Here is an 18,875-nt window from a genome sequence, read left to right as displayed (position 1 = left end):
GATCAGTCGTTCGCGGGCTTGGCGGTGGGGTCGAGCACGTCGGTCAGCGTCGCCTTGACCACGCGGACGCGGACGTTGGGCGCGATCTCGACCTCGACCAGCTGATCCTCGACGCGGGTCACCTTGCCGACGATGCCGCCCGCCGTGGTGACCTGATCGCCCTTCTTGACCGCCTCGATCGACGCCTGCAGCGTCTTCATCCGGCGCTGCTGCGGGCGGATCATCAGGAAATAGAACACGACGAAGACGAGGAGCAGCGGCGCGAGGCTGAGGAACGAGGCGGCTCCGCTCGATGCGGCGGCGCCGGATGCGGCTGCCATCGCGGCGACTGGGGCGGTGATGGGAATGAACATTCGGACCCGTCTATGCTGAATGGGCACGGGTACCGGCCGACCGTTGACGATCGACAAGCCCCCATGTCGGATAGCCTGCCCGCTACCATCGCAGGCGGACAGGCGCAATGGAGAGGCGGATGTGGTGTCGGCAGTATCGCAACATCAAGGCTTGCATCGCGAAGAAAACCCGCCTAGAGGCCGCCGCTCGGTCGGGGCGTAGCGCAGCCTGGTAGCGCATCACACTGGGGGTGTGGGGGTCGCAGGTTCGAATCCTGTCGCCCCGACCAATCTTCTACTGACATCGGTGGACGAGGACGAAGCGGGCGAAAGCCCGCTTTTTTCGTTTCTGGCGTTTTCTGCTTTCACCGTGGAGTGAAGCGCGGGAGGTTTGGCTTCACAGCGGACCAAAGCGATCCAAGCTGAATGGCGGCTATTGGTGGGGAGCGGACGTTCCCCGCTTATAATCTGGCGACCCTATGGCGGGCTCCTGCACGGAGAATTGAGCGGCCTAGCAGCGCGATTAGAAGACCCACGCCCGCGAAGAAAGCAAGCAATAGACCAATCGTCGTATCAGACGAAGGTTCACCTGTGTTCCTGTCGTAGACAGGGACGCCGAGGCCATAGTGGGCGATGCCCACAGCCAATGAGAACATGACGAATACGGAGCCGATGAGGATCATTCCCTGCGGAATGCGACGCGCGGGATAGAGGCGGCTCATCGAGGCAGCATGCTGCTATTAGCGAATGTCCGCAAGTGGGCGATAGCGGTCGTCGGCCGACCATCAGACCAACTGGTTATCCGTTCAGGGGCTGACTATGATGAGGTATGGACGTGGTCGGCTTGCTCATGCTTCCTCTCGGAGCGATAATCACCGCAACGTGGGTAATCATCGCTGCTGCACTTGGACGTGAGCCAATGTTTCGCAGCCCGTTCTTGGTCGCCTACGCCCTCGCTATTCTCCTGATGCAGCCGTGGTACATAGGCTCGTGGCAGGACGCAGGCATGGCTCTTGTGATGCTTGTCATGAGCGCCATTCCAATCGCAGCTGGATGTGTTGCTGGTGGAATACCTGCCGCCCTGGTCGTCTCTCTCTTGCGTAAGCTTGCCCAAGCCCGGCGTCGCTGAGTGTCCGCCAGTGGGCGAAAGCCGCCGCCTCTACCGAACCGCCATCCCCGCCGCCGCGATTTGCGACAGCAAATTCGCTCGTACCGCATCCGACACCGGAGGCAATGGCCGCGCCGCCTTGCCGTGGCGCAGGCGTTCGCGGTCCTTTTCGTCCGGCTCGACGACGCGCACCCGCACCGCCGCCTTGCCGACCGCGCGCAGGCCGAGTTGTTCGGCGGCGCCGCGCGACAGGTCGATGATCCGCGACGATCCCGCGAACGGCCCGCGATCATTGACCCGCACGATGATCCGCCGCCCGGTATCCAGCGCCGTCACCTCGACATAGCTGGGCAGGGGCAGGGTGGTATGCGCGGCCGTCGCCCAGCCGGGACGGAAACGTTCGCCGTTGGCGGTGCGCTTGCCCGATTCGCCGCCATACCAGCTGGCATAGCCGAGCATGTCATAAGTCGTGTCCTCGGCGGGGACATAGGTGATGCCCCGCACCGTATAGGGCTTGCCGATCCGCACCGGAAAATCGCTGACCGGCCGGTAATTGCCACCCGAACAGGCCGCGACCAGGCAGGCCGCTGCCGGTGTCCATCGGCGCATCGCTTTCCAAACCACCATGCGCTTCGATTAGGCTGACCGCGCGCCGGGATAAAGCCGTTTGCGCCTCTGTCCGGCGCAGACTATCCCTATGCCGACCGGCAAAGGCTTTCAGCCATGCCGCCGGAATATCGCATCGGTGCCCCTCGGGGCTTCAAACGGGAATATGGTGCAAATCCATAGCTGTCCCTGCAACTGTAAGCGGTGAGCGCGTGATGCCGGTTCCTGCAACAGGGAACAGCCACTGGAGCGATCCGGGAAGGCCGCATTGCCGACGCTTCGACCCGCAAGCCAGGAGACCTGCCGATGCGAGTCGCTCTTGCCGCGATCCAGGGGATGGTCATGGCCAGGATATATTGTATCATGCGAGCGACGCCATAGGGCAAACCTGAATCGGAACCCGGCCCGGCGTGCGCCCGTCGAAGGTGGGGGACGACCGCGACAGCGGAAGGTCGGCCTGAGTCGCAACGGCGCCGTTAAGGCATGATCCGCCCATGTCCGAAGTTTCCGCCCGACCATCGTTGAAGCGTCGCGTCACCCTGTTGATGAGCGCGCTGATCGTCGTGAATATCGCCGTCTGGGGTTGGGCGCTCAGCGTCTTTGCGGGCAACAGCCTGATGCTGGGCACGGCTTTGCTCGCCTACAGCCTGGGGCTGCGCCATGCGGTCGATGCCGATCACATCGCCGCCATCGACAATGTCACGCGCAAGCTGATGCAGGACGGCCAGCGGCCGATCGCGGTCGGCCTGTGGTTCGCGCTCGGCCATTCCGCCATCGTCCTGATCGCCGCGACCACCGTGGCGCTGGCCGCCAGCACCCTGTCCGACTTCGAGGCGTTCGGCCAGAGCGGCGGGACCATCGCCACCATCGTCTCGGCGAGTTTCCTGTTCGCCATCGCGATCATGAACCTGATCATCCTGCGCGATGTCTGGACCCGTTTCCGCCGGGTCGCACGCGGCGAGCCGATGGCGGCGGCCGATGCCGACATGATGTTTTCGGGGCAGGGGCCTTTGTCGCGTCTGTTCCGGCCGCTCTTCCGGCTGATCCGGCGCAGCTGGCACATGGCGCCGCTGGGGTTCCTGTTCGGGCTGGGCTTCGACACCGCGACAGAGGTGGCGATCCTGGGCCTGTCGGGTTCGCACGCGGCGGACGGCGTGTCGCTGGCGACGATCCTGGTATTCCCGGTGCTGTTCGCGGTCGGCATGGCGTTGATCGACACCGCCGACGGGCTGGTGATGCTGGGCGCCTATGAGTGGGCGTTCGTCCATCCGCTGCGTAAGCTCTACTACAACATGACGATCACTCTGGTGTCTGCACTGGTTGCGCTGGTGATCGGCGGCATCCAGGCGACCGCCTTGCTCGCCGAGCGGTTCGGCTGGACGGCGGGGCCGTTCCGCTATGCGGGCGCGCTGGCCGAGCATTTCAACGTGCTGGGTTTCGCCATCGTCGGGCTGTTCGTGGTCTGCTGGGGCGCGAGCTTCCTCCTTTATCGCTGGCGCGGGTTCGCGGCGATGGAGGCGCGAATTGCCAAGCCCGGCGCGGCGGGATAAATGCCGCTGATCGGAGGGTGATAAGCCGTCCGAAGATCGCGCCGGTGCCCGCAAGGGCTTCAAACGGGAATGGGGTGCAAATCCCCGGCTGTCCCTGCAACTGTAAGCGGTGAGCGAGCGATGCTGGTGCCCATTCGAGGCACGGCCACTGGAGCGATCCGGGAAGGCGCATCCCTTCGCTTTGACCCGCGAGCCAGGAGACCTGCCGGCGTCATGGTCGCTCTTGCCTGGACCCAGGGGGTGGTTGGGGCACGGTTCTCCGTCGGGGAGCGACGAAGCCATGCGGCCGGGGCCGCATCGGTCGCCGGTTCAGCGGGGTGGACGCATGTCGCGCGCCCGTCCGTCACCGCTCCGGCGATCGGCCCCGTGTCCGCGCTCGCTCGTCCGGCGCGTCGGAGAATTACCATGCGTGACCTTTCCAAGGTCCCCGTCACCATCGTTACCGGCTTTCTGGGCGCGGGCAAGACCACGCTTATCAGCCATCTGATCCGCAACGCCGGCGGCCGTCGCCTGGCGGTGGTGGTCAACGAATTCGGCACGTTGGGCGTCGACGGCGACATCCTCCAGTCCTGCGCGATCCCCGATTGCCCGGCGGAGAATATCGTCGAGCTGGCAAACGGCTGCATCTGCTGCACCGTCGCCGACGACTTCATTCCCACGGTCGAGAAGCTGCTGGCGATGGAGCCGCGTCCCGATCACATCCTGATCGAGACCTCGGGTCTGGCGCTGCCCAAGCCGTTGCTCAAGGCGTTCGACTGGCCCGCCATCCGCTCGCGCATCACCGTCGACGGCGTGGTGGCGCTGGCCGATGCCGAGGCGGTGGCTGCGGGGCGCTTCGCCCCCGATCTCGACGCGGTCGAGGCGCAGCGCGCCGCCGACCCCAGCCTCGACCATGAAACGCCACTGTCGGAGGTTTTCGAGGACCAGCTGGCCTGCGCCGATATCGTCCTGTTGACCAAGGCGGACCTCGCCGGGCCGGAGGGTGTCGCCAAGGCTCGCGAAATCATCGCCGCCGAGGCGCCGCGCCCGCTGCCGATGGTCGAGGCGGTCGACGGCATCGTCTCCGCCGAGATCGTGCTGGGCCTGGAAGCCGCCGCCGAGGACGACATCGCCGCACGCCCCTCGCACCATGACGGCGCGGACGATCACGAGCATGACGATTTCGACAGCATTTCGGTGATGCTGGGCGAGGTGGAGAGCCCCGAGGCGATCGCCGCGCGGATCGTGGCGCTGGCCGAACAGCAGGATATCCTGCGCGTGAAGGGCTATGCGGCGGTCGCGGGCAAGCCGATGCGGCTGCTGGTCCAGGCGGTCGGCCGCCGGGTGCGCACCAGCTATGACCGCCCCTGGGGCGCGGGCGAGCCGCGCGGCACGCAAGTGGTGGTCATCGCCGAGCATGACCGCATCGACCGGCCTTCGATCGAGGCCGTGCTGAAGGGCTGAATACGTGCATCTCGTCTTTCGCGAGAGCCATGGGCTGGAGGAACAGGCCGTTCCACAGGATCTGGGGCAGCGCCCCGGTGACGTGGTCGTGCTGTCCTTCTCCGACAGCGACCTCAGCGCCTTTGCGGCGGGCTGGCGGGCGGGGGGATTTTCCTGGTCGCTGCGGCTCGCCAATCTGGCGGCCTTGGTCCATCCGCTGTCTGTCGACACCTATGTCGAGCAGACCCTGGCGCATGCGAAGGCGATCCTGATCCGGCTGATCGGCGGCGCGGCGTACTGGGAATACGGCCTGCGCGAGGTCGAGCGGCTGGCGTGCGAGCGCGGTATCGCGCTGGCGGTGCTGGCGGCGGACGGGCGCGAGGACCGGCGGTTGATGGCGGCGTCGACCGTGGGGGAGGCGATAGTTCGGCGGTTGACGGCGCTGTGCGATGCGGGCGGAGCTCAGGCGGCTGCGATGGCTCTAAGCACATTGGCGGCGGAATCGCCTGCGGCCCTTGCCCCTCCCCAAGCCCTCCCCCCGCCGGGAGAGGGGCTTTTGCTCGGCACGACTTCCCCGCTCACGCCCCTCCCGCAAGCGAGTTGCGGGTCGGCCATGCCCCCGGCATGGCCTGAACGATGCGGGGCATCGTTCACCCGCAACTGGGATGGGGGAGGGCCGTCTCCACAAGCGACGTCGCTTGCGGCCTTGCCCCTCCCCAACCCCTCCCCCTGCCGGGAGAGGGGCTTTGAGGTGCCGCCCGTCGGAGGGTGGATGCCAGGAGGCCTATTTTGCCCGGCCGCGACCCTGCTGATCACAGCTCGCCCCCGCGTCCTCATCGCCTTCTACCGAGCCTATCTCGCCGCCACCGACCTCGAACCCATCGCCGCCCTCCACGCCGCCCTGGCCGAATGTGGCTTCGACCCCGTCGCCCTGTTCGTCCCCTCGCTGAAGGCTGAGGGCGCAGGCCCCTGGGTCGCGCGCTGGGTCAAGGCTCTCACCCCCGCCGCGATCGTCAACGCCACCGCCTTCTCGGCACGCGGCGAGGACGACGCCACCCCGCTCGACGGCGCGGGCGTGCCGGTGTTCCAGGTTGCGCTCGCCACCAGCGACCGGGCGGGCTGGGAGGGTGCCGCGCGCGGCCTGTCGCCTGCCGACCTCGCCATGCATGTCGTGCTGCCCGAGATCGACGGGCGCCTGTTCGCGGGGGTGATCAGCTTCAAGCAGCCGGGAGAGCGCGACCCCGATTTCGACGTCGCGCTGCGTCTCCACCGCGCCGAGCCCGAGCGGATCGCGGCGGTGGCGGACAAGGTGGCGGGCTGGGCGAGGCTGGCGGCGACCCCGGCGGCGGAGCGGCGCCTCGCGATCCTGCTGTCGACCTATCCGGGCAAGGACTGGCAGGCGGCGCATGCGGTGGGGCTGGACGGCTTCGCCTCGACGGCGGCGATCCTCGCCGATCTGCGCGAGGCGGGTTATGATCTGGAACCGCAGGCCGATCTGCCCGCCGCGCTGCTCGGCAACCGGATCGCCTGGCCCGTCGCCGCCTATCGCGAGGCGCTGGCCGCTCTTCCCGAAAGTCTGCGCGCCGACCTTGCCGAAAGCTGGGGCGCGGTCGAGGAGGACCCGCTGGTCGAGAGCGACCAGTTCCAATTCCCCGCCCTCATGCTCGGCAAGGCGATCGTCGCGCTCCAGCCCGAGCGCGGGCGACGCGAGGCTCGGGCGGACGAGTATCACGACCTTTCGCGCTGCCCGCGCCATTCCTATGTCGCCTTCTATCTCTGGCTCCGTGCGCGGGGGATCGATGCGCTGGTCCATGTCGGCGCGCATGGCACGCTGGAGTGGCTGCCAGGCAAGGCGGTCGCACTGTCCGGCGCCTGCTGGCCTGAGGCGCTGACCCGCGACTGGCCGGTGCTCTATCCTTTCATCGTCAACGATCCGGGCGAGGCGGCGCAGGCCAAGCGGCGGCTGGGCGCGGTGACGATCGGCCATGTCCCCCCGGCGCTGATGCAGCCGGAGACCGGCGCGGGGCTGGGGCGGCTGGAGGCGCTGCTCGACGAATATGCCAATGCCGACGGCCTCGACCCCGCCCGCCGCGATCGGCTGCGCACCAGCATTGCCGAGGAGGCGGACAGCGTCGGCCTGGGCGAGACGCTGGGGCTGGCGGGGGCGGAGGATCCGCTCGCCCGGATCGACGCATTCGTCTGCGACGTGAAGGACAGCCAGTTCGGCGAAGGCCTGCACGTCTTCGGGCGCGGTGAGCAGGGCGCGGCGGAGCGGGCGGGGTTGCTCGCCGGGCTGGATGGAAAGCGCGTTCCGGCGGGGCCTTCGGGTTCGCCCTATCGCGGGCGTGCCGATGTGCTGCCCACGGGGCGCAACCTTTACGCCATCGATCCGCGTGCGGTGCCGAGCCGGGCCGCGCATCTTCAGGGCGTCAAGCTCGCCGAGGAACTGATCCGCCGCCATATGCAGGAGGAGGGCGATCACCTGCGCACCCTGATCGTCGATCTGTGGGGATCGGCGACGATGCGCACGGCGGGCGAGGAATTCGCCATGGCGCTGCACCTGATCGGGGTCGAGCCGGTCTGGGACCACCGTTCCGAGCGGGTGACGGGGTTCGAGGTGATGCCGCTGATGCGCTTCGACCGGCCGCGCGTCGATGTGACGTTGCGCGTCTCGGGGCTGTTCCGCGACGCCTTCCCGCATCTGGTCGCGCTGTTCGGGCAGGCGGTGCGCGCGCTCGGCCAGCGGGACGAAGCGCCGGACTGGAATCCGTTTCTCGGACAGGCGACACCGCGCGTCTATGGCCCGGCGCCGGGACGCTATGGCATCGGGCTGGATTCGAATGCGGACTATGACGAGGCGGCACGGATCGAGGCGGGGCAGAGCTGGCTTGCCGCCTCGGCGACCGCGCTCGACGATGGCGACCGGCGCGATGCGGAGGGGATCGCCGCGCGGGTGGCGGCGGCGCAGGCGTTCGTCCATCTCCACGACCTGCCCGAAAGCGATCTGCTGCTCGCCGCCGATTATGCCGCGCATCAGGCGGGTTTCGCAGCGGCGCGCGTGGCTTTGGGGGAGGGCGCGGCGGCGCTCTATCATCTCGACACGCGCGATCCCGCCAACCCCAAGGCGCGGACGCTGGCCGAGGAGATCGCGCGCACCGTCCATGCCCGCGCCGCCAATCCGTGCTGGGTGGCGGGGATGATGGCGCATGGTTTCCGGGGCGCGGCGGAGATCGCCGCGACGCTCGACCATCTGGGTAGCTTCGCGCATCTGGCGGAGGCCGTGCCCGCCGCGCTGATCGACCTGTATTGGGACGCGACCTTGGCGCAGGATGCCGTGCGCGACTTCATGGCGCAGGCAAACCCGGCGGCGTTGAAGGCGATGGAGGCGCGCTTTGCGGCGCTTCATGCGGCGGGGCTGTGGCCGACGCGGCGCAATTCGGTGCTCGCGATGCTGGACGGCGCGGCATGACCGGCTTCGTGGTCAAGGGCTGGTGCCCCGATGCATTCCGGCCGATGATGGCGGGCGACGGGCTGCTGGTCCGCGTTCGCCCGCCGCTGGGACGGTTGACGGCGGAACAGGCCGAAGGGCTGTGCGCGGGCGCGATCCGCCACGGCAATGGCCAGATCGACCTGACGGTCCGTGCGAACCTGCAAATCCGGGGTGTGACCGAGGCCGGCTGGCCCATGCTGTTGGCGGAGTTGCAGGCGTTGGGGCTGGTCGATCCCGATCCGGTGTCGGAGGGGCGGGGGGCGATCCTTGTCAACCCGGATTGGCGTGAGGGCGACGATAGTCATGCCATCGCCAGCGAATTGCGGGCGCGCCTGGCCGAACTGCCCGAACTGCCGGGCAAGGTGGGCTTTATCATCGATGCGGGGCCGTCGCCGATAGTAACGGATGCGCCCGGGGATTTCCGTATCGAGAGGACCGCCACTGGCACCCTGGCGCTGCGTGGGGATGGGCGGTCGAGCGGTGTCGTCGTGACGCGGTCCAACGCGGTCGACGCCCTGATTCGGCTGGCGCACTGGTTCAGCGAAAGCGGCGGACACGCGGCCGGGCGAATGGCGCGCCACAAGGTGGCCCTGCCCGACTGGGCCCAAGGCGACGCCGTACCCGCATCCGGCAAACCGATGCAGCCGGGCGCGCATCCGATCGGGGCGGTCTATGGGCTGCCCTTCGGCCGGATCGACGCCGCGTCACTGGCGGCATTCGTTCGCACGCATGGTTGCGCCCTGCGCCTTACCCCTTGGCGGCTGTTGATCGCGGAAGGCATCGCACCGGCCCCCGCCGCCGACATGCTGCTCGCCGACAGTCCCATCCTGCATATCGATGCCTGTGTCGGCGCGCCCGCCTGTCCGCAGGCGAGTGTCGAAACCCGTGAGGTGGCCGTCCGGCTCGCACCGCTGATCGACGGACGCCTGCACGTCTCGGGTTGCGCGAAGGGCTGCGCACGGGCACGGGCGGCGGACTGGGTGCTGACCGGGCGGGAGGGGGCTTTCGATCTGGCCAGACACGCCCGCGCCGGGGCCGCGCCCCTTCACACCGGATTGACGCCCGAGCGGGCGGTCGCGCTTTTCGGAGCCTGTTGATGCCGTACACTTATGAAACCGATGGCGCGGCGATCTATCGCCAGTCCTTCGCCATCATCCGCGCCGAGGCGGAGCTGGCCCGCTTCGATACGGAGGAAGAGCCGGTCGCGGTGCGCATGATCCATGCCGCCGGGCTGGTCGAACTGGCGCCGTCGATCCATTTCTCGGCCGGTTTCGCGGTGGCGGGGCGGCAGGCGCTGGTGAACGGCGCGGCGATCCTGTGCGACGCGCATATGGTCAGCGAGGGGGTCACGCGTGCCCGGCTGCCCGCCGATAATCCGGTGATCTGTACGCTGCGCGATCCCGCCGTGCCCGCGCTCGCCAAGGAAATGGGCACGACCCGTTCCGCCGCCGCGCTGGAGCTGTGGCGGCCGCATCTGGCAGGCGCGCTGGTGGCGATCGGCAATGCGCCGACCGCGCTCTTCCATCTGCTGACCATGCTGGAAGACCCCGACTGCCCGCGCCCGGCGGCGATCATCGGCTGTCCTGTCGGTTTCGTCGGCGCGATGGAGTCGAAGGATGCGCTGTGGGAAGCGCAGCCGGTCCCGTGCGCCATCGTGAAGGGCCGTCCCGGCGGCAGCGCGATCACGGTGGCGGCGATCAACGCGCTGGCGAGCCGCGCCGAATGACGGGGACCGTTCACGGTGTGGGCCTGGGGCCGGGCGCGGCGGACCTGATGAGCGTGCGCGCCGACCGGCTGGTGCGCGGGGCGCGGCATGTCGCGTACTTCCGCAAGGCCGGACGGCGCGGCCATGCGCGCACCATCGTCGAGGGCATGCTGCGGGGCGATGTGGTCGAATATCCGATGGACTATCCGGTCACGACCGAGATCCTGTTCACCGACCCGCGCTACAATGAGTACCTGTCCGCCTTCTACGCGCAGTGCACCGCGCATATCCTGTCGCTGGTGCAGGGCGGCGAGAATGTGGTGGTCTTGTGTGAGGGCGATCCGTTCTTCTACGGCTCGTTCATGCACCTGCACAGCCGGTTGAAGGATCATGTGCCCGTCACGGTGGTGCCCGGCATCACCGGCATGTCGGGCGCCTGGACCGCCAGCGGCGCGCCGATCACCTGGGGCGACGACGTGCTGACCGTCGCGATGGCGACCTTGCCCGAGCCGGAGCTGACCCGCCGCATCGCCGAGACCGACGCGCTGGTCGTGATGAAGATCGGCCGCCACTTGCCCAAGCTGCGCCGCGCGATCGCGGCGGCGGGGCGGACCGAGCAGGCCTGGCTGGTCGAACATGCCGCCCAGGCCGGGGAACGGGTCCGCCGACTGGCAGAGGTGGAGGATGCTCCCGCCCCCTATTTCTCGATCGCGCTGATCCACGGACAGGGGCGGCGGCCATGAGCGGCTGGCTGATCGTCGTCGGGCTCGGGCCGGGCGCGGAGGCGATGGTCACGCCCCAGGTATCGGCGGCGCTGGCCGAGGCGACCGATGTCGTCGGCTATATTCCTTACGTCGCGCGCGTCCCAGAGCGGCCCGGCCTGACCCGCCATGCCAGCGACAACCGGGTCGAGCGCGACCGCGCGCTCCATGCGCTGGAGATGGCGGAGGCGGGCTGCCGCGTCGTCGTCGTATCCTCGGGCGATCCGGGGGTGTTCGCGATGGCGGCGGCGATCTTCGAGCGGGTCGAGGAAGATCCTGCGCGCTGGCACGATCTCGACATCCGCGTCTTGCCCGGCATCACCGCGATGCTGGCGGCGAGCGCGCGGGCGGGCGCGCCGCTGGGCCATGATTTCTGCGCGATCAACCTGTCGGATAACCTGAAGCCCCAGGCACTGATCGAGCGGCGGCTGGCGCTGGCGGCGGAGGCGGATTTCGCCATCGCGCTTTACAATCCCCGGTCGAAGGCGCGGCCCGATGCGCTGGATGCCGCCTTTGCGCTGTTGCGCGAGACATGCGGGGATGACCGCCCGGTGCTGTTCGCCCGCGCCGTCTCCACACCCGAGGAGCATTTGCGCATCGTGCCGCTTCCGCAAGCGCGGGGCGAGATGGCCGATATGCGCACCGTCATCATCATCGGCTCCAGCCGCACGCGGATGATCCCGCACGCGGGGCGCCCGATCCTCTACACCCCCCGGACGACGCCGTGATCCAGCCAGTCCAGCACGGCCGCGACGCTGCCGACCTGCGGGCGGGGCGGAATGAAGGGTCGGTCGATCATGACGACCGGCAACCCGATTTCGCGTGCCGCATCGAGCTTCGCCCGTGCGCCGGAGCCACCTGCATTCTTGGCCACGATCCCTTCGATCTGATGTTCGCGCAGCAGCGCCAGTTCGCCAGCCAGCGTAAAGGGACCTCGGTCCACGACCAGATGGTGGCGGGGCAGTGCGGGCGGTGCGGCGGCATCGACGAAGCGGAGCAGGTAGAAATGCTGCGGCGCGCTGGCGAAGTCGCCGATGGTCTGACGCCCGAGCGCCAGGAAGACGCGCGCCGGATCGGAGCCGAGTGCGGCCACCGCCTGTTCGATATCCGCCACGCGGGTCCAGCGGTCGCCGGGCGTCTCTACCCATTCGGGCCGGGTCAGCGCGAGAAGGGGGACGCCCGCCAACTCCGCCGCCGCAATCGCATTGGCACTGATCTGCGCCGCAAAGGGATGGGTGGCGTCGACCAGATGGGTCACGCCTTCGCGGCGCATATGGTCGGCCAGCCCCTCGACACCGCCGAAACCGCCGACCCGCATCGGGATCGCTTGGGCGCGCGGGGCTTCGGTCCGGCCCGCATAGCTCAGCACCGCGCGCTCGCCGCGCGTCGCCAGCGCGGTGGCCAGGGCGCTCGCTTCGGTGGTGCCGCCGAGCAGAAGGATGTGGCGCATGGCTGACTCCCAGGCGTGGCTGACGATCGTCGGGATCGGCGAGGATGGCTGGAACGGCCTGACCGCCCCCGCGCGCGCCGCGATCCTGGCTGCCGATAGCGTGATGGGCGCCCCCCGTCACCTGTCGCTGCTGGCCGAGCAGGGCCGGGCGGAGCGGATCGTCTGGCCCGTCCCCTTTGCCGATGGCGTTCCCATGCTGCTCGAACGGAAGGCTGAGCGGGTGGTGATGCTCGCCTCGGGCGATCCCTTCTGGTTCGGGGCGGGGTCGGTGGTGACACGGGCGATGGAGCCGGGCGAGTGGATCGCCTATCCGGCACCGTCCACCCTGTCGCTGGCGGCGGCGCGGCTGGGCTGGCCGGTCGAGACGATCCACAGCGTCGGCCTTCACGCGCGTCCCGTCGAGACGCTGCGACCGCTTCTGGCACCGGAGCAGCGTATCCTGGCTCTGATGCGCGATGGCGCTTCGGTGACGGGCTTGGCCGCATGGCTGGCGGAACAGGGCTTCGGCGATAGTATGCTGACCGTGCTGGAGGCGCTGGGCGGTCCGCGCGAGCGGGTGCGGGCCTGCACGGCGGACGCGCTCGACTGGACCGACATCGCCCACCCGGTCGCGGTGGCGATCGAGCCTGCCGGGTCGGGCCGTGTCCTGCCGCGTGCGAGTGGCCTGGACGATGACTGGTTCGCGCATGACGGACAGATCACCAAGCGCCCCGTCCGCGCGCTGGCGCTGTCGGCGCTCGCGCCGCGACCGGGCGAGTTGCTGTGGGACATCGGCACCGGATCGGGATCGGTCGCGATCGAATGGCTGCTGAGCGACCCGACCACCCGCGCCATCGGCTTCGAGCGCGATCCCGCGCGCTTGGCCCGCGCCGCCGACAATGCCGCGCGGCTGGGCCTGACCCGGCTGGACCTGATCGAGGGTGATGCGGTTTCGGAGCTGGCCGAGCGTCCGCACCCCGATGCGGTGTTCGTCGGCGGCGGTTTGTCGCGACCGTTGGTCGAGGCGCTGCGGGCACTGCCGCGCTGTCGCCTGGTCGCGCACGCCGTCACGCTGGAGACCGAGGCGCTGCTGGCCGAAAGCCATGCCCGTTATGGCGGGGAACTGCTGCGCATCGAATTGGCGCGTGCACGACCGCTCGGCACCAAGCGGGGGTGGAAGGCGAGCTATCCCATCGTGCAGTGGCGGGTCGCATGGTGATCGCCGGGTTCGGATGCCGGGCGGAGGCGACCATCGAGTCCTTCCGCAGCGCGCTGGCCGCCACCGGCATGCGCCCCGATGCGCTGGCCGTGCCCGCTGACCGGGGCGGGGTGATCGTGCCCTTTGCCGAGGCCGAGGGGCTGGTCGTCCACCGCGTCGCCGCCGATCTGCTGTCAGGCATCGACACCCCGACCCGCTCGACCGTCAGTTTGGCCGCACGCGGGGTCGGCAGCGTCGCCGAAGCCGTCGCGCTGGCCGCCGCCGGGCCGGGAGCGCGGATCGTCGGCCTGCGTGTAATTTCCTCCGACCGCATGGCGACCTGCGCCATTGCCCAGGGACATTGAGATGACCGTTCACTTCATCGGCGCCGGACCCGGTGCCCCCGACCTGCTGACCCTGCGCGGCCGCGATCTGATCGCCGCCTGCCCGGTCTGCCTCTATGCCGGATCGCTGGTGCCGGAGGCGGTGCTGGCGCATTGCCCGCCGGATGCGAAAATCGTGAACACCGCGCCGATGACGCTCGACGAGATCATGGCCGAGATTGCGGACGCCCATGCCAAGGGGCAGGATGTCGCCCGGCTTCATTCGGGCGACCTGTCGGTCTGGTCGGCGATGGGTGAGCAAGTGCGGCGTTTGCGCGAACTGGGCATCCCCGTCTCGGTGACGCCGGGCGTGCCGTCCTTCGCAGCCGCCGCAGCGGTGCTGGAGAGCGAGCTGACCCTGCCCGGCATCGCGCAATCGGTGATCCTGACGCGCACCCCCGGCCGCGCCAGCGCCATGCCGGAGGGTGAGTCGCTGACCGCCTTCGCCGCGACCGGCGCGACGCTGGCCATCCATCTGTCGATCCACAATCTGGACAAGGTCGTCGCCGACCTGACCCCGCATTATGGCGCCGACTGCCCGGTCGCGATCGTCTGGCGCGCCAGCTGGCCCGAGCAGCGTATCGTCCGCGCGACGCTATCGACCATTGCGGAGGCCGCCGCCGATGGGCCGGAGCGGACCGCGCTGATCCTGGTCGGCCGGGTGCTCGATCAGAGCGATTTTGCCGAGAGCCGCTTATATGCGGAGGGTTATGACCGCCGCTATCGTCCCGGGAACAGCGTAGAATGACGCCGGGTCTGATGATTGCCGCGCCCGCCTCGGGCACGGGCAAGACGACGGTGATGCTGGGCCTGCTCCGCGCGTTTCGCGACGCGGGGCTGGCCGTGCAGCCGTTCAAGAGCGGCCCCGACTATATCGACCCCGCCTTCCACCGTGGGGCCTGCGGGCGTGCGTCGTTCAACCTCGACGGCTGGGCGATGCCGGCGACGCTGCTCGATACGCTGGGGCAGCGCGGGGCGGACGCGAATCTGGTGCTGGCGGAAGGCTCGATGGGCCTGTTCGACGGTGTGGCCAAACCCGGCGCCACCGGCATGGGCAGCAGTGCCGAGACGGCCAGGCGCATGGGCTGGCCGGTGATCCTGGTCATCGACGTATCGGGACAGGCGCAGTCGGCGGCGGCGACCGCGCTGGGCTTTGCGCGCTACGACCCCGAATTGCGGGTCGCGGGCGTCATCCTCAACCGGGTGGCGAGCCCGCGTCACGAGCGGCTGGCGAAGCTGGGGTTCGAGGCGATCGGCCTGCCGGTCTTCGGCGCGCTGCCCCGGCGCGGCGACCTGGTGCTGCCCGAGCGGCATCTGGGGCTGGTGCAGGCGGTCGAGCATCCCGAACTCGACCGGCTGATCGGCGACTATGCGGCGTTTCTGGCGGCGCATGTCGATCTGGAGGCGATCCGCGCGGCGGCCTATGCCAAGCCCGTCACGCCTGCGTCCGGCACCCTGCCGCCACCGCCCGCGCAGCGGATCGCACTGGCGCAGGATGCGGCCTTTTCCTTTGTCTATCCGCATATGCTGGAGGGCTGGCGCGCAGGCGGGGCGGAAATATTGCCCTTCTCGCCGCTCGCGGATCAAGCCCCCGATGCCTCGGCCGATCTGGTCTGGCTGCCCGGCGGCTATCCCGAGCTTCATGCCGGACGACTGGCGGCGGCGGAGACGTTCCGGGCCGGTCTCGACGCCCATGCCGCGACCAAGCCGATCCATGGCGAGTGCGGTGGCTATATGGCGCTCGGCGAGGCGCTGATCGATGCGGAGGGTGTCAGCCACCGTATGGCCGGTCTGCTCGGCCTCGTCACCAGCTATGCCAAGCGCAAGATGCATCTCGGCTATCGCCGCGCGACCCTGCTGGGCGAGGTGGCGGGAATGCCCGAGGGGGCGGTGTTGGGCGGGCATGAGTTTCATTACTCGACCGTGCTCGAACAACCCGATGCAGCCCTTGCCCATGTCGTGGATGCGCAAGGCGAGGCGGTGCCCGAAACCGGATCGCGGCGGGGGGCCGTGACCGGCACTTTCTTCCATCTGGTGGCGCGTTGGTGGTGATTGGGTTCGTTTCCCTTGTCGGCGCGGGGCCGGGCGATCCGGAGCTGCTGACGCTGAAGGCGGTGCGCTGTCTGGGCGCGGCCGATGTCGTGCTGTTCGACGATCTCGCCGCCGGGCCGATGCTGGGCCATTGCCGCGCCGACGCCGAACTGATCGCGGTCGGCAAGCGTGCGGGCCGTGCCTCGCCCAAGCAGGGCGAGATCGACCGGCTGCTGGTCGACCACGCGCTGAGCGGCAAGCGCGTCGTCCGGCTGAAGTCCGGCGATCCGGGTATCTTCGGGCGGCTGGAGGAAGAGATCATCGCCCTGAAGGCTGCCGCCATCCCCTTCGAGATCGTCCCCGGCGTCAGCACGGCGAGCGCGGCGGCGGCGGCGGCGGGCCTGCCGCTGACCCGGCGGTCCGAGGCGCGGCGGGTGCAGTTCGTGACCGGCCATGACGTCACCGGCGCGCTGCCCGCCGACCGCAACATGGCGGCGCTGGCGGATGCGGGGGCGACGACCGTGGTGTTCATGCCCAAGCGGACATTCCCCGCGCTGGTCGAGGCGCTGGTCGCGCATGGCCTGTCGCCGGAAACCCCCGCGTTGATGGCCGAGCATGTCGGCTGCCCCGACCAGCGGCTGACCCGTGCGACGATCGGTGCGCTGGCCGCGCAACTGGCGGAAGCCGTGTCGGACAAGGCCGCACTGATCCTCTACGGCCCGCTGATGGAGGATCTGTGATCCATCTCGACCTGATCGGCATCGGCACGGGCAATCCCGATCACCTGACCCGCGCGGCGGAGACGGCGATGCGGAGCGCCGACCTGATCCTGCTGCCGCGCAAGGAAGACAAGGCCGAGCTGATCGACCTGCGCCGCGACATCTGTGCGCAGGTGCTGGCGGGTACAAGCGTGCGGGTGGTCGAGTTCGACCTGCCGGTCCGCGCCGCCGAAGGGGCGTATCTCGATACGGTCGAGCATTGGCACGACGCGATCGCCGGATGCTGGGCGGCGGAGATCGCGGCGCATCTGCCGCAGGGCGGGCGGGTGGCGCTGCTCGTCTGGGGCGATCCGTCGCTTTACGACAGTACGATCCGCATCGCGCGGCGGCTGGTCGCGGTGGAGCGGGTCACGGTGGTGCCGGGGATCACCAGCCTGCAACTGCTCTGCGCCGCGCACGCCATTCCGTTCAACGCGGTCGGCGCGCCAGTGATGGTGACGACCGGGCGGCGCCTGCGCGAGGGCGGCTGGCCCGAGGGGGCGGACAGCGTGGCGGTGATGCTCGACGGCGGATGCGCGTTCACCACGCTGGACCAGCCGGATGCGGTGATCTGGTGGGGGGCGTATCTGGGCATGGCGCAAGCGGCGGTCGAGGCGGGGCGGCTGGCGGATGTGGCGGATCGGATCGTCGCGCGCCGTGCCGAACTGCGGCGGGTCCATGGGTGGATCATGGATGTGTATCTGTTGCGGCGGGGTGGGGATTTGGTGGGGGAGGGGTCGTGATGAATCTCCTCAACTCGCCTCTAGCCGCTCCCCTCCCGCAGGCGGGAGGGGTTGGGGGAGGGCCTCGCCCAAAGCCGTGTCGCCCGTGGCTTAGCCCCCACCCCAAACCCCTCCCCCCTACCGGGAGGAGGGGCTTAACACATATCGCTCAAACACAGAGGGCTTTCCTCCCGCAGGGGGGAGGGCAGGGCCACGATCCCTTTATAGGCTTAGAACTCGATCCCCTTCTGCGCCTTCACGCCTTGTTCGCGGAAGGGGTGCTTCACCTGCGTCATGTCGGTCACCAGATCCGCCGCCTCGATCAGCGGGTCCGGCGCATTCCGCCCGGTAATGACGACATGCGTCATCGTGCCCTTGGTGCTCAGCACCTCCAGCACCTCGTCCACCGGCAGATAGTCGTAGCGAAGTACGATGTTCAGCTCGTCGGCGACGATCAGGTCGTAGGACGGGTCGGCGATCATGCGCTTGACCTCTTCCCACGCACCCCGCGCGGTGGCGATGTCGCGGCTGCGGTCCTGGGTGTTCCAGGTGAAGCCTTCGCCCATGGCGTGGAAATCCACCTCGGGAAAGCGCGCCAGCACCGCCGCCTCGCCGGTGGTCATCGCGCCCTTCACGAACTGGACCATGCCGACGCGCATGCCGTGGCCGACCGCGCGCATCACCATGCCGAGTGCAGCGGTCGTCTTGCCCTTGCCCTTGCCGGTATGGACGATGATCAGGCCCTTTTCGGCATCGCGGGCGGCGACCTTGCTGTCCTGCGCGGCCTTTTTCTTGGCCATGCGCTCGGCATGTTCGGCGTCGGTTCGCATCATTTCTCTCCTGAAAGCCGCAAGGGAAGCCCCGCCACCACCAGATCGGTCGCATCGCACACCCGCGCCAGCCGCTGGTTGAGCGTGCCTTGCGCATCGCGGAAGCGCCGGGCGAGCGCATTGTCGGGGACGATGCCGAAGCCGACCTCGTTGCTGACCAGCACCACCGGGCCGGGTGCGTTTGCCAGCGCCGTGACCAGCGCATCGCCTGCCGCCGCCAGATCGGCCTCCCCCAGCAACAGGTTGGTCAGCCACAGCGTCAGACAGTCGACCAGCAGCACCCGGTCGGACCGGCTATGCTCGGCGACCGCTTCCGGCAGGGCCATGGGCGCTTCGACGGTCATCCAGCGTTCGTCGCGATCGGCCTGGTGCCGGGCGATCCGGTCGCGCATCTCGTCGTCCCAGGCCTGCGCGGTCGCGATGAAGCAGCCGGTGGGCGTCATCGCCTCGGCCAGCGCCTGCGCATGGCGGCTCTTGCCCGACCGGGCGCCGCCGAGGACCAACAGGGTGCGGGGCTTCGTCATGCCGGTCCGCATCGCGGGAGCGGGCC

The 18,875-nt window shown here is 69.2% G+C and carries 19 protein-coding genes, 1 tRNA gene and 2 riboswitches; of the genes, 14 read left to right on the top strand and 6 right to left on the bottom strand.

Annotated elements, in window-relative coordinates:
* Positions 1-2: 2 nt before the first annotated feature.
* The gene (gene yajC, locus ACQR50_RS13605; RefSeq protein WP_428968726.1) at positions 3-320 is read right to left on the bottom strand and encodes a preprotein translocase subunit YajC; all 318 of its coding nucleotides are present in this window, start codon (positions 318-320) and stop codon (positions 3-5) included.
* Between the two features lie 225 nt (positions 321-545).
* Here yajC and ACQR50_RS13600 point away from each other — a divergent pair.
* Positions 546-622 (top strand) — tRNA-Pro (locus ACQR50_RS13600).
* A gap of 171 nt (positions 623-793) precedes the next feature.
* Here ACQR50_RS13600 and ACQR50_RS13595 read toward each other — a convergent pair.
* Entirely contained in the window at positions 794-1,054 is a 261-nt protein-coding gene (locus ACQR50_RS13595; protein WP_428968725.1) for a hypothetical protein, read from the bottom strand.
* A 437-nt stretch (positions 1,055-1,491) separates the two neighbouring features.
* Entirely contained in the window at positions 1,492-2,067 is a 576-nt protein-coding gene (locus ACQR50_RS13590) for a septal ring lytic transglycosylase RlpA family protein (protein WP_428968724.1), read from the bottom strand.
* Positions 2,068-2,166: 99 nt separating this feature from the next.
* Positions 2,167-2,368: riboswitch (cobalamin riboswitch) on the top strand.
* 172 nt (positions 2,369-2,540) lie between these two features.
* Between ACQR50_RS13590 and ACQR50_RS13585 the strand changes: the two genes are divergently transcribed.
* The 7 genes from ACQR50_RS13585 to cobJ all read left to right on the top strand — a co-directional run bounded on the left by ACQR50_RS13585 (position 2,541) and on the right by cobJ (position 11,702).
* The gene (locus tag ACQR50_RS13585) at positions 2,541-3,596 is read left to right on the top strand and encodes a HoxN/HupN/NixA family nickel/cobalt transporter (RefSeq protein WP_428968723.1); all 1,056 of its coding nucleotides are present in this window, start codon (positions 2,541-2,543) and stop codon (positions 3,594-3,596) included.
* 25 nt (positions 3,597-3,621) lie between these two features.
* Positions 3,622-3,820, top strand: a riboswitch (cobalamin riboswitch).
* 181 nt (positions 3,821-4,001) lie between these two features.
* Positions 4,002-5,039, top strand: a complete 1,038-nt coding sequence (cobW, locus tag ACQR50_RS13580) for a cobalamin biosynthesis protein CobW (protein ID WP_428968722.1) — start codon at positions 4,002-4,004, stop codon at positions 5,037-5,039.
* Positions 5,040-5,043: 4 nt separating this feature from the next.
* Positions 5,044-8,487: a cobaltochelatase subunit CobN gene (gene cobN, locus ACQR50_RS13575; protein ID WP_428968721.1), complete on the top strand. Its 3,444-nt coding sequence runs from the start codon at positions 5,044-5,046 to the stop codon at positions 8,485-8,487.
* Positions 8,484-9,605 carry a cobalamin biosynthesis protein CobG gene (locus tag ACQR50_RS13570; RefSeq protein ID WP_428968720.1) on the top strand — a complete coding sequence of 374 codons (1,122 nt, stop codon included), beginning with the start codon at positions 8,484-8,486 and terminating at the stop codon, positions 9,603-9,605. The genes cobN and ACQR50_RS13570 overlap by 4 nt, the downstream gene beginning before the upstream one ends.
* Positions 9,605-10,234, top strand: a complete 630-nt coding sequence (locus ACQR50_RS13565) for a precorrin-8X methylmutase (protein ID WP_428968719.1) — start codon at positions 9,605-9,607, stop codon at positions 10,232-10,234. The genes ACQR50_RS13570 and ACQR50_RS13565 overlap by 1 nt, the downstream gene beginning before the upstream one ends.
* Positions 10,231-10,956 (top strand): precorrin-2 C(20)-methyltransferase, encoded by a 726-nt coding sequence (gene cobI, locus ACQR50_RS13560; protein WP_428968718.1) that lies wholly within the window; start codon positions 10,231-10,233, stop codon positions 10,954-10,956. The genes ACQR50_RS13565 and cobI overlap by 4 nt, the downstream gene beginning before the upstream one ends.
* Positions 10,953-11,702: a precorrin-3B C(17)-methyltransferase gene (gene cobJ, locus ACQR50_RS13555; RefSeq protein ID WP_428968717.1), complete on the top strand. Its 750-nt coding sequence runs from the start codon at positions 10,953-10,955 to the stop codon at positions 11,700-11,702. Before cobI ends, cobJ begins: the two co-directional genes overlap by 4 nt.
* Here the strand turns inward: cobJ and ACQR50_RS13550 are convergent.
* Entirely contained in the window at positions 11,678-12,424 is a 747-nt protein-coding gene (locus tag ACQR50_RS13550) for a cobalt-precorrin-6A reductase (protein WP_428968716.1), read from the bottom strand. The two genes, cobJ and ACQR50_RS13550, sit on opposite strands and share 25 nt — an antisense overlap.
* Between ACQR50_RS13550 and cbiE the strand changes: the two genes are divergently transcribed.
* The 6 genes from cbiE to cobF are packed head-to-tail and all read left to right on the top strand — an operon-like array spanning position 12,423 to position 17,516.
* On the top strand, positions 12,423-13,622 hold the full coding sequence (gene cbiE / locus ACQR50_RS13545) for a precorrin-6y C5,15-methyltransferase (decarboxylating) subunit CbiE (RefSeq protein ID WP_428968715.1): 1,200 nt from the start codon (positions 12,423-12,425) through the stop codon (positions 13,620-13,622). The two genes, ACQR50_RS13550 and cbiE, sit on opposite strands and share 2 nt — an antisense overlap.
* The gene (locus ACQR50_RS13540; protein WP_428970705.1) at positions 13,616-13,966 is read left to right on the top strand and encodes a cobalamin biosynthesis protein; all 351 of its coding nucleotides are present in this window, start codon (positions 13,616-13,618) and stop codon (positions 13,964-13,966) included. Before cbiE ends, ACQR50_RS13540 begins: the two co-directional genes overlap by 7 nt.
* 1 nt (position 13,967) lies before the next feature.
* Positions 13,968-14,732: a precorrin-4 C(11)-methyltransferase gene (cobM, locus tag ACQR50_RS13535; RefSeq protein ID WP_076717228.1), complete on the top strand. Its 765-nt coding sequence runs from the start codon at positions 13,968-13,970 to the stop codon at positions 14,730-14,732.
* On the top strand, positions 14,729-16,036 hold the full coding sequence (locus tag ACQR50_RS13530; RefSeq protein ID WP_428968714.1) for a cobyrinate a,c-diamide synthase: 1,308 nt from the start codon (positions 14,729-14,731) through the stop codon (positions 16,034-16,036). The genes cobM and ACQR50_RS13530 overlap by 4 nt, the downstream gene beginning before the upstream one ends.
* Positions 16,033-16,755 (top strand): uroporphyrinogen-III C-methyltransferase, encoded by a 723-nt coding sequence (gene cobA / locus ACQR50_RS13525; RefSeq protein WP_428968713.1) that lies wholly within the window; start codon positions 16,033-16,035, stop codon positions 16,753-16,755. The genes ACQR50_RS13530 and cobA overlap by 4 nt, the downstream gene beginning before the upstream one ends.
* Positions 16,752-17,516, top strand: coding sequence for a precorrin-6A synthase (deacetylating) (gene cobF, locus ACQR50_RS13520; protein WP_428968712.1), 765 nt, complete (start codon positions 16,752-16,754; stop codon positions 17,514-17,516). Before cobA ends, cobF begins: the two co-directional genes overlap by 4 nt.
* Before the next feature lie 209 nt (positions 17,517-17,725).
* On the opposite strand, the gene cobO is transcribed toward cobF, so the two are convergent.
* Positions 17,726-18,325, bottom strand: a complete 600-nt coding sequence (cobO, locus tag ACQR50_RS13515) for a cob(I)yrinic acid a,c-diamide adenosyltransferase (RefSeq protein ID WP_428970704.1) — start codon at positions 18,323-18,325, stop codon at positions 17,726-17,728.
* On the bottom strand, positions 18,325-18,849 hold the full coding sequence (cobU, locus tag ACQR50_RS13510; protein ID WP_428968711.1) for a bifunctional adenosylcobinamide kinase/adenosylcobinamide-phosphate guanylyltransferase: 525 nt from the start codon (positions 18,847-18,849) through the stop codon (positions 18,325-18,327). The genes cobO and cobU overlap by 1 nt, the downstream gene beginning before the upstream one ends.
* Positions 18,850-18,875: the final 26 nt, after the last annotated feature.

Source organism: Sphingomonas sp. Xoc002 (assembly GCF_050408055.1).
Lineage (GTDB): Bacteria > Pseudomonadota > Alphaproteobacteria > Sphingomonadales > Sphingomonadaceae > Sphingomonas > Sphingomonas yabuuchiae.
This window is presented reverse-complemented; position numbering and strand designations above follow the sequence as displayed.

Bases quoted from the DNA above. Each gene is read 5' to 3' on its own strand.
- cobM (WP_076717228.1), top strand. From the start codon at position 13,968: ATGACCGTTCACTTCATCGGCGCCGGACCCGGTGCCCCCGACCTGCTG.
- ACQR50_RS13570 (WP_428968720.1), top strand. From the start codon at position 8,484: ATGACCGGCTTCGTGGTCAAGGGCTGGTGCCCCGATGCATTCCGGCCG.
- cobU (WP_428968711.1), bottom strand. From the start codon at position 18,849: ATGACGAAGCCCCGCACCCTGTTGGTCCTCGGCGGCGCCCGGTCGGGC.
- ACQR50_RS13550 (WP_428968716.1), bottom strand. From the start codon at position 12,424: ATGCGCCACATCCTTCTGCTCGGCGGCACCACCGAAGCGAGCGCCCTG.
- cobJ (WP_428968717.1), top strand. From the start codon at position 10,953: ATGAGCGGCTGGCTGATCGTCGTCGGGCTCGGGCCGGGCGCGGAGGCG.
- cobW (WP_428968722.1), top strand. From the start codon at position 4,002: ATGCGTGACCTTTCCAAGGTCCCCGTCACCATCGTTACCGGCTTTCTG.
- cobO (WP_428970704.1), bottom strand. From the start codon at position 18,325: ATGCGAACCGACGCCGAACATGCCGAGCGCATGGCCAAGAAAAAGGCC.
- cbiE (WP_428968715.1), top strand. From the start codon at position 12,423: ATGGCTGACTCCCAGGCGTGGCTGACGATCGTCGGGATCGGCGAGGAT.
- cobI (WP_428968718.1), top strand. From the start codon at position 10,231: ATGACGGGGACCGTTCACGGTGTGGGCCTGGGGCCGGGCGCGGCGGAC.
- yajC (WP_428968726.1), bottom strand. From the start codon at position 320: ATGGCAGCCGCATCCGGCGCCGCCGCATCGAGCGGAGCCGCCTCGTTC.
- ACQR50_RS13530 (WP_428968714.1), top strand. From the start codon at position 14,729: ATGACGCCGGGTCTGATGATTGCCGCGCCCGCCTCGGGCACGGGCAAG.
- ACQR50_RS13595 (WP_428968725.1), bottom strand. From the start codon at position 1,054: ATGAGCCGCCTCTATCCCGCGCGTCGCATTCCGCAGGGAATGATCCTC.
- ACQR50_RS13565 (WP_428968719.1), top strand. From the start codon at position 9,605: ATGCCGTACACTTATGAAACCGATGGCGCGGCGATCTATCGCCAGTCC.
- ACQR50_RS13590 (WP_428968724.1), bottom strand. From the start codon at position 2,067: ATGGTGGTTTGGAAAGCGATGCGCCGATGGACACCGGCAGCGGCCTGC.
- ACQR50_RS13540 (WP_428970705.1), top strand. From the start codon at position 13,616: ATGGTGATCGCCGGGTTCGGATGCCGGGCGGAGGCGACCATCGAGTCC.
- ACQR50_RS13585 (WP_428968723.1), top strand. From the start codon at position 2,541: ATGTCCGAAGTTTCCGCCCGACCATCGTTGAAGCGTCGCGTCACCCTG.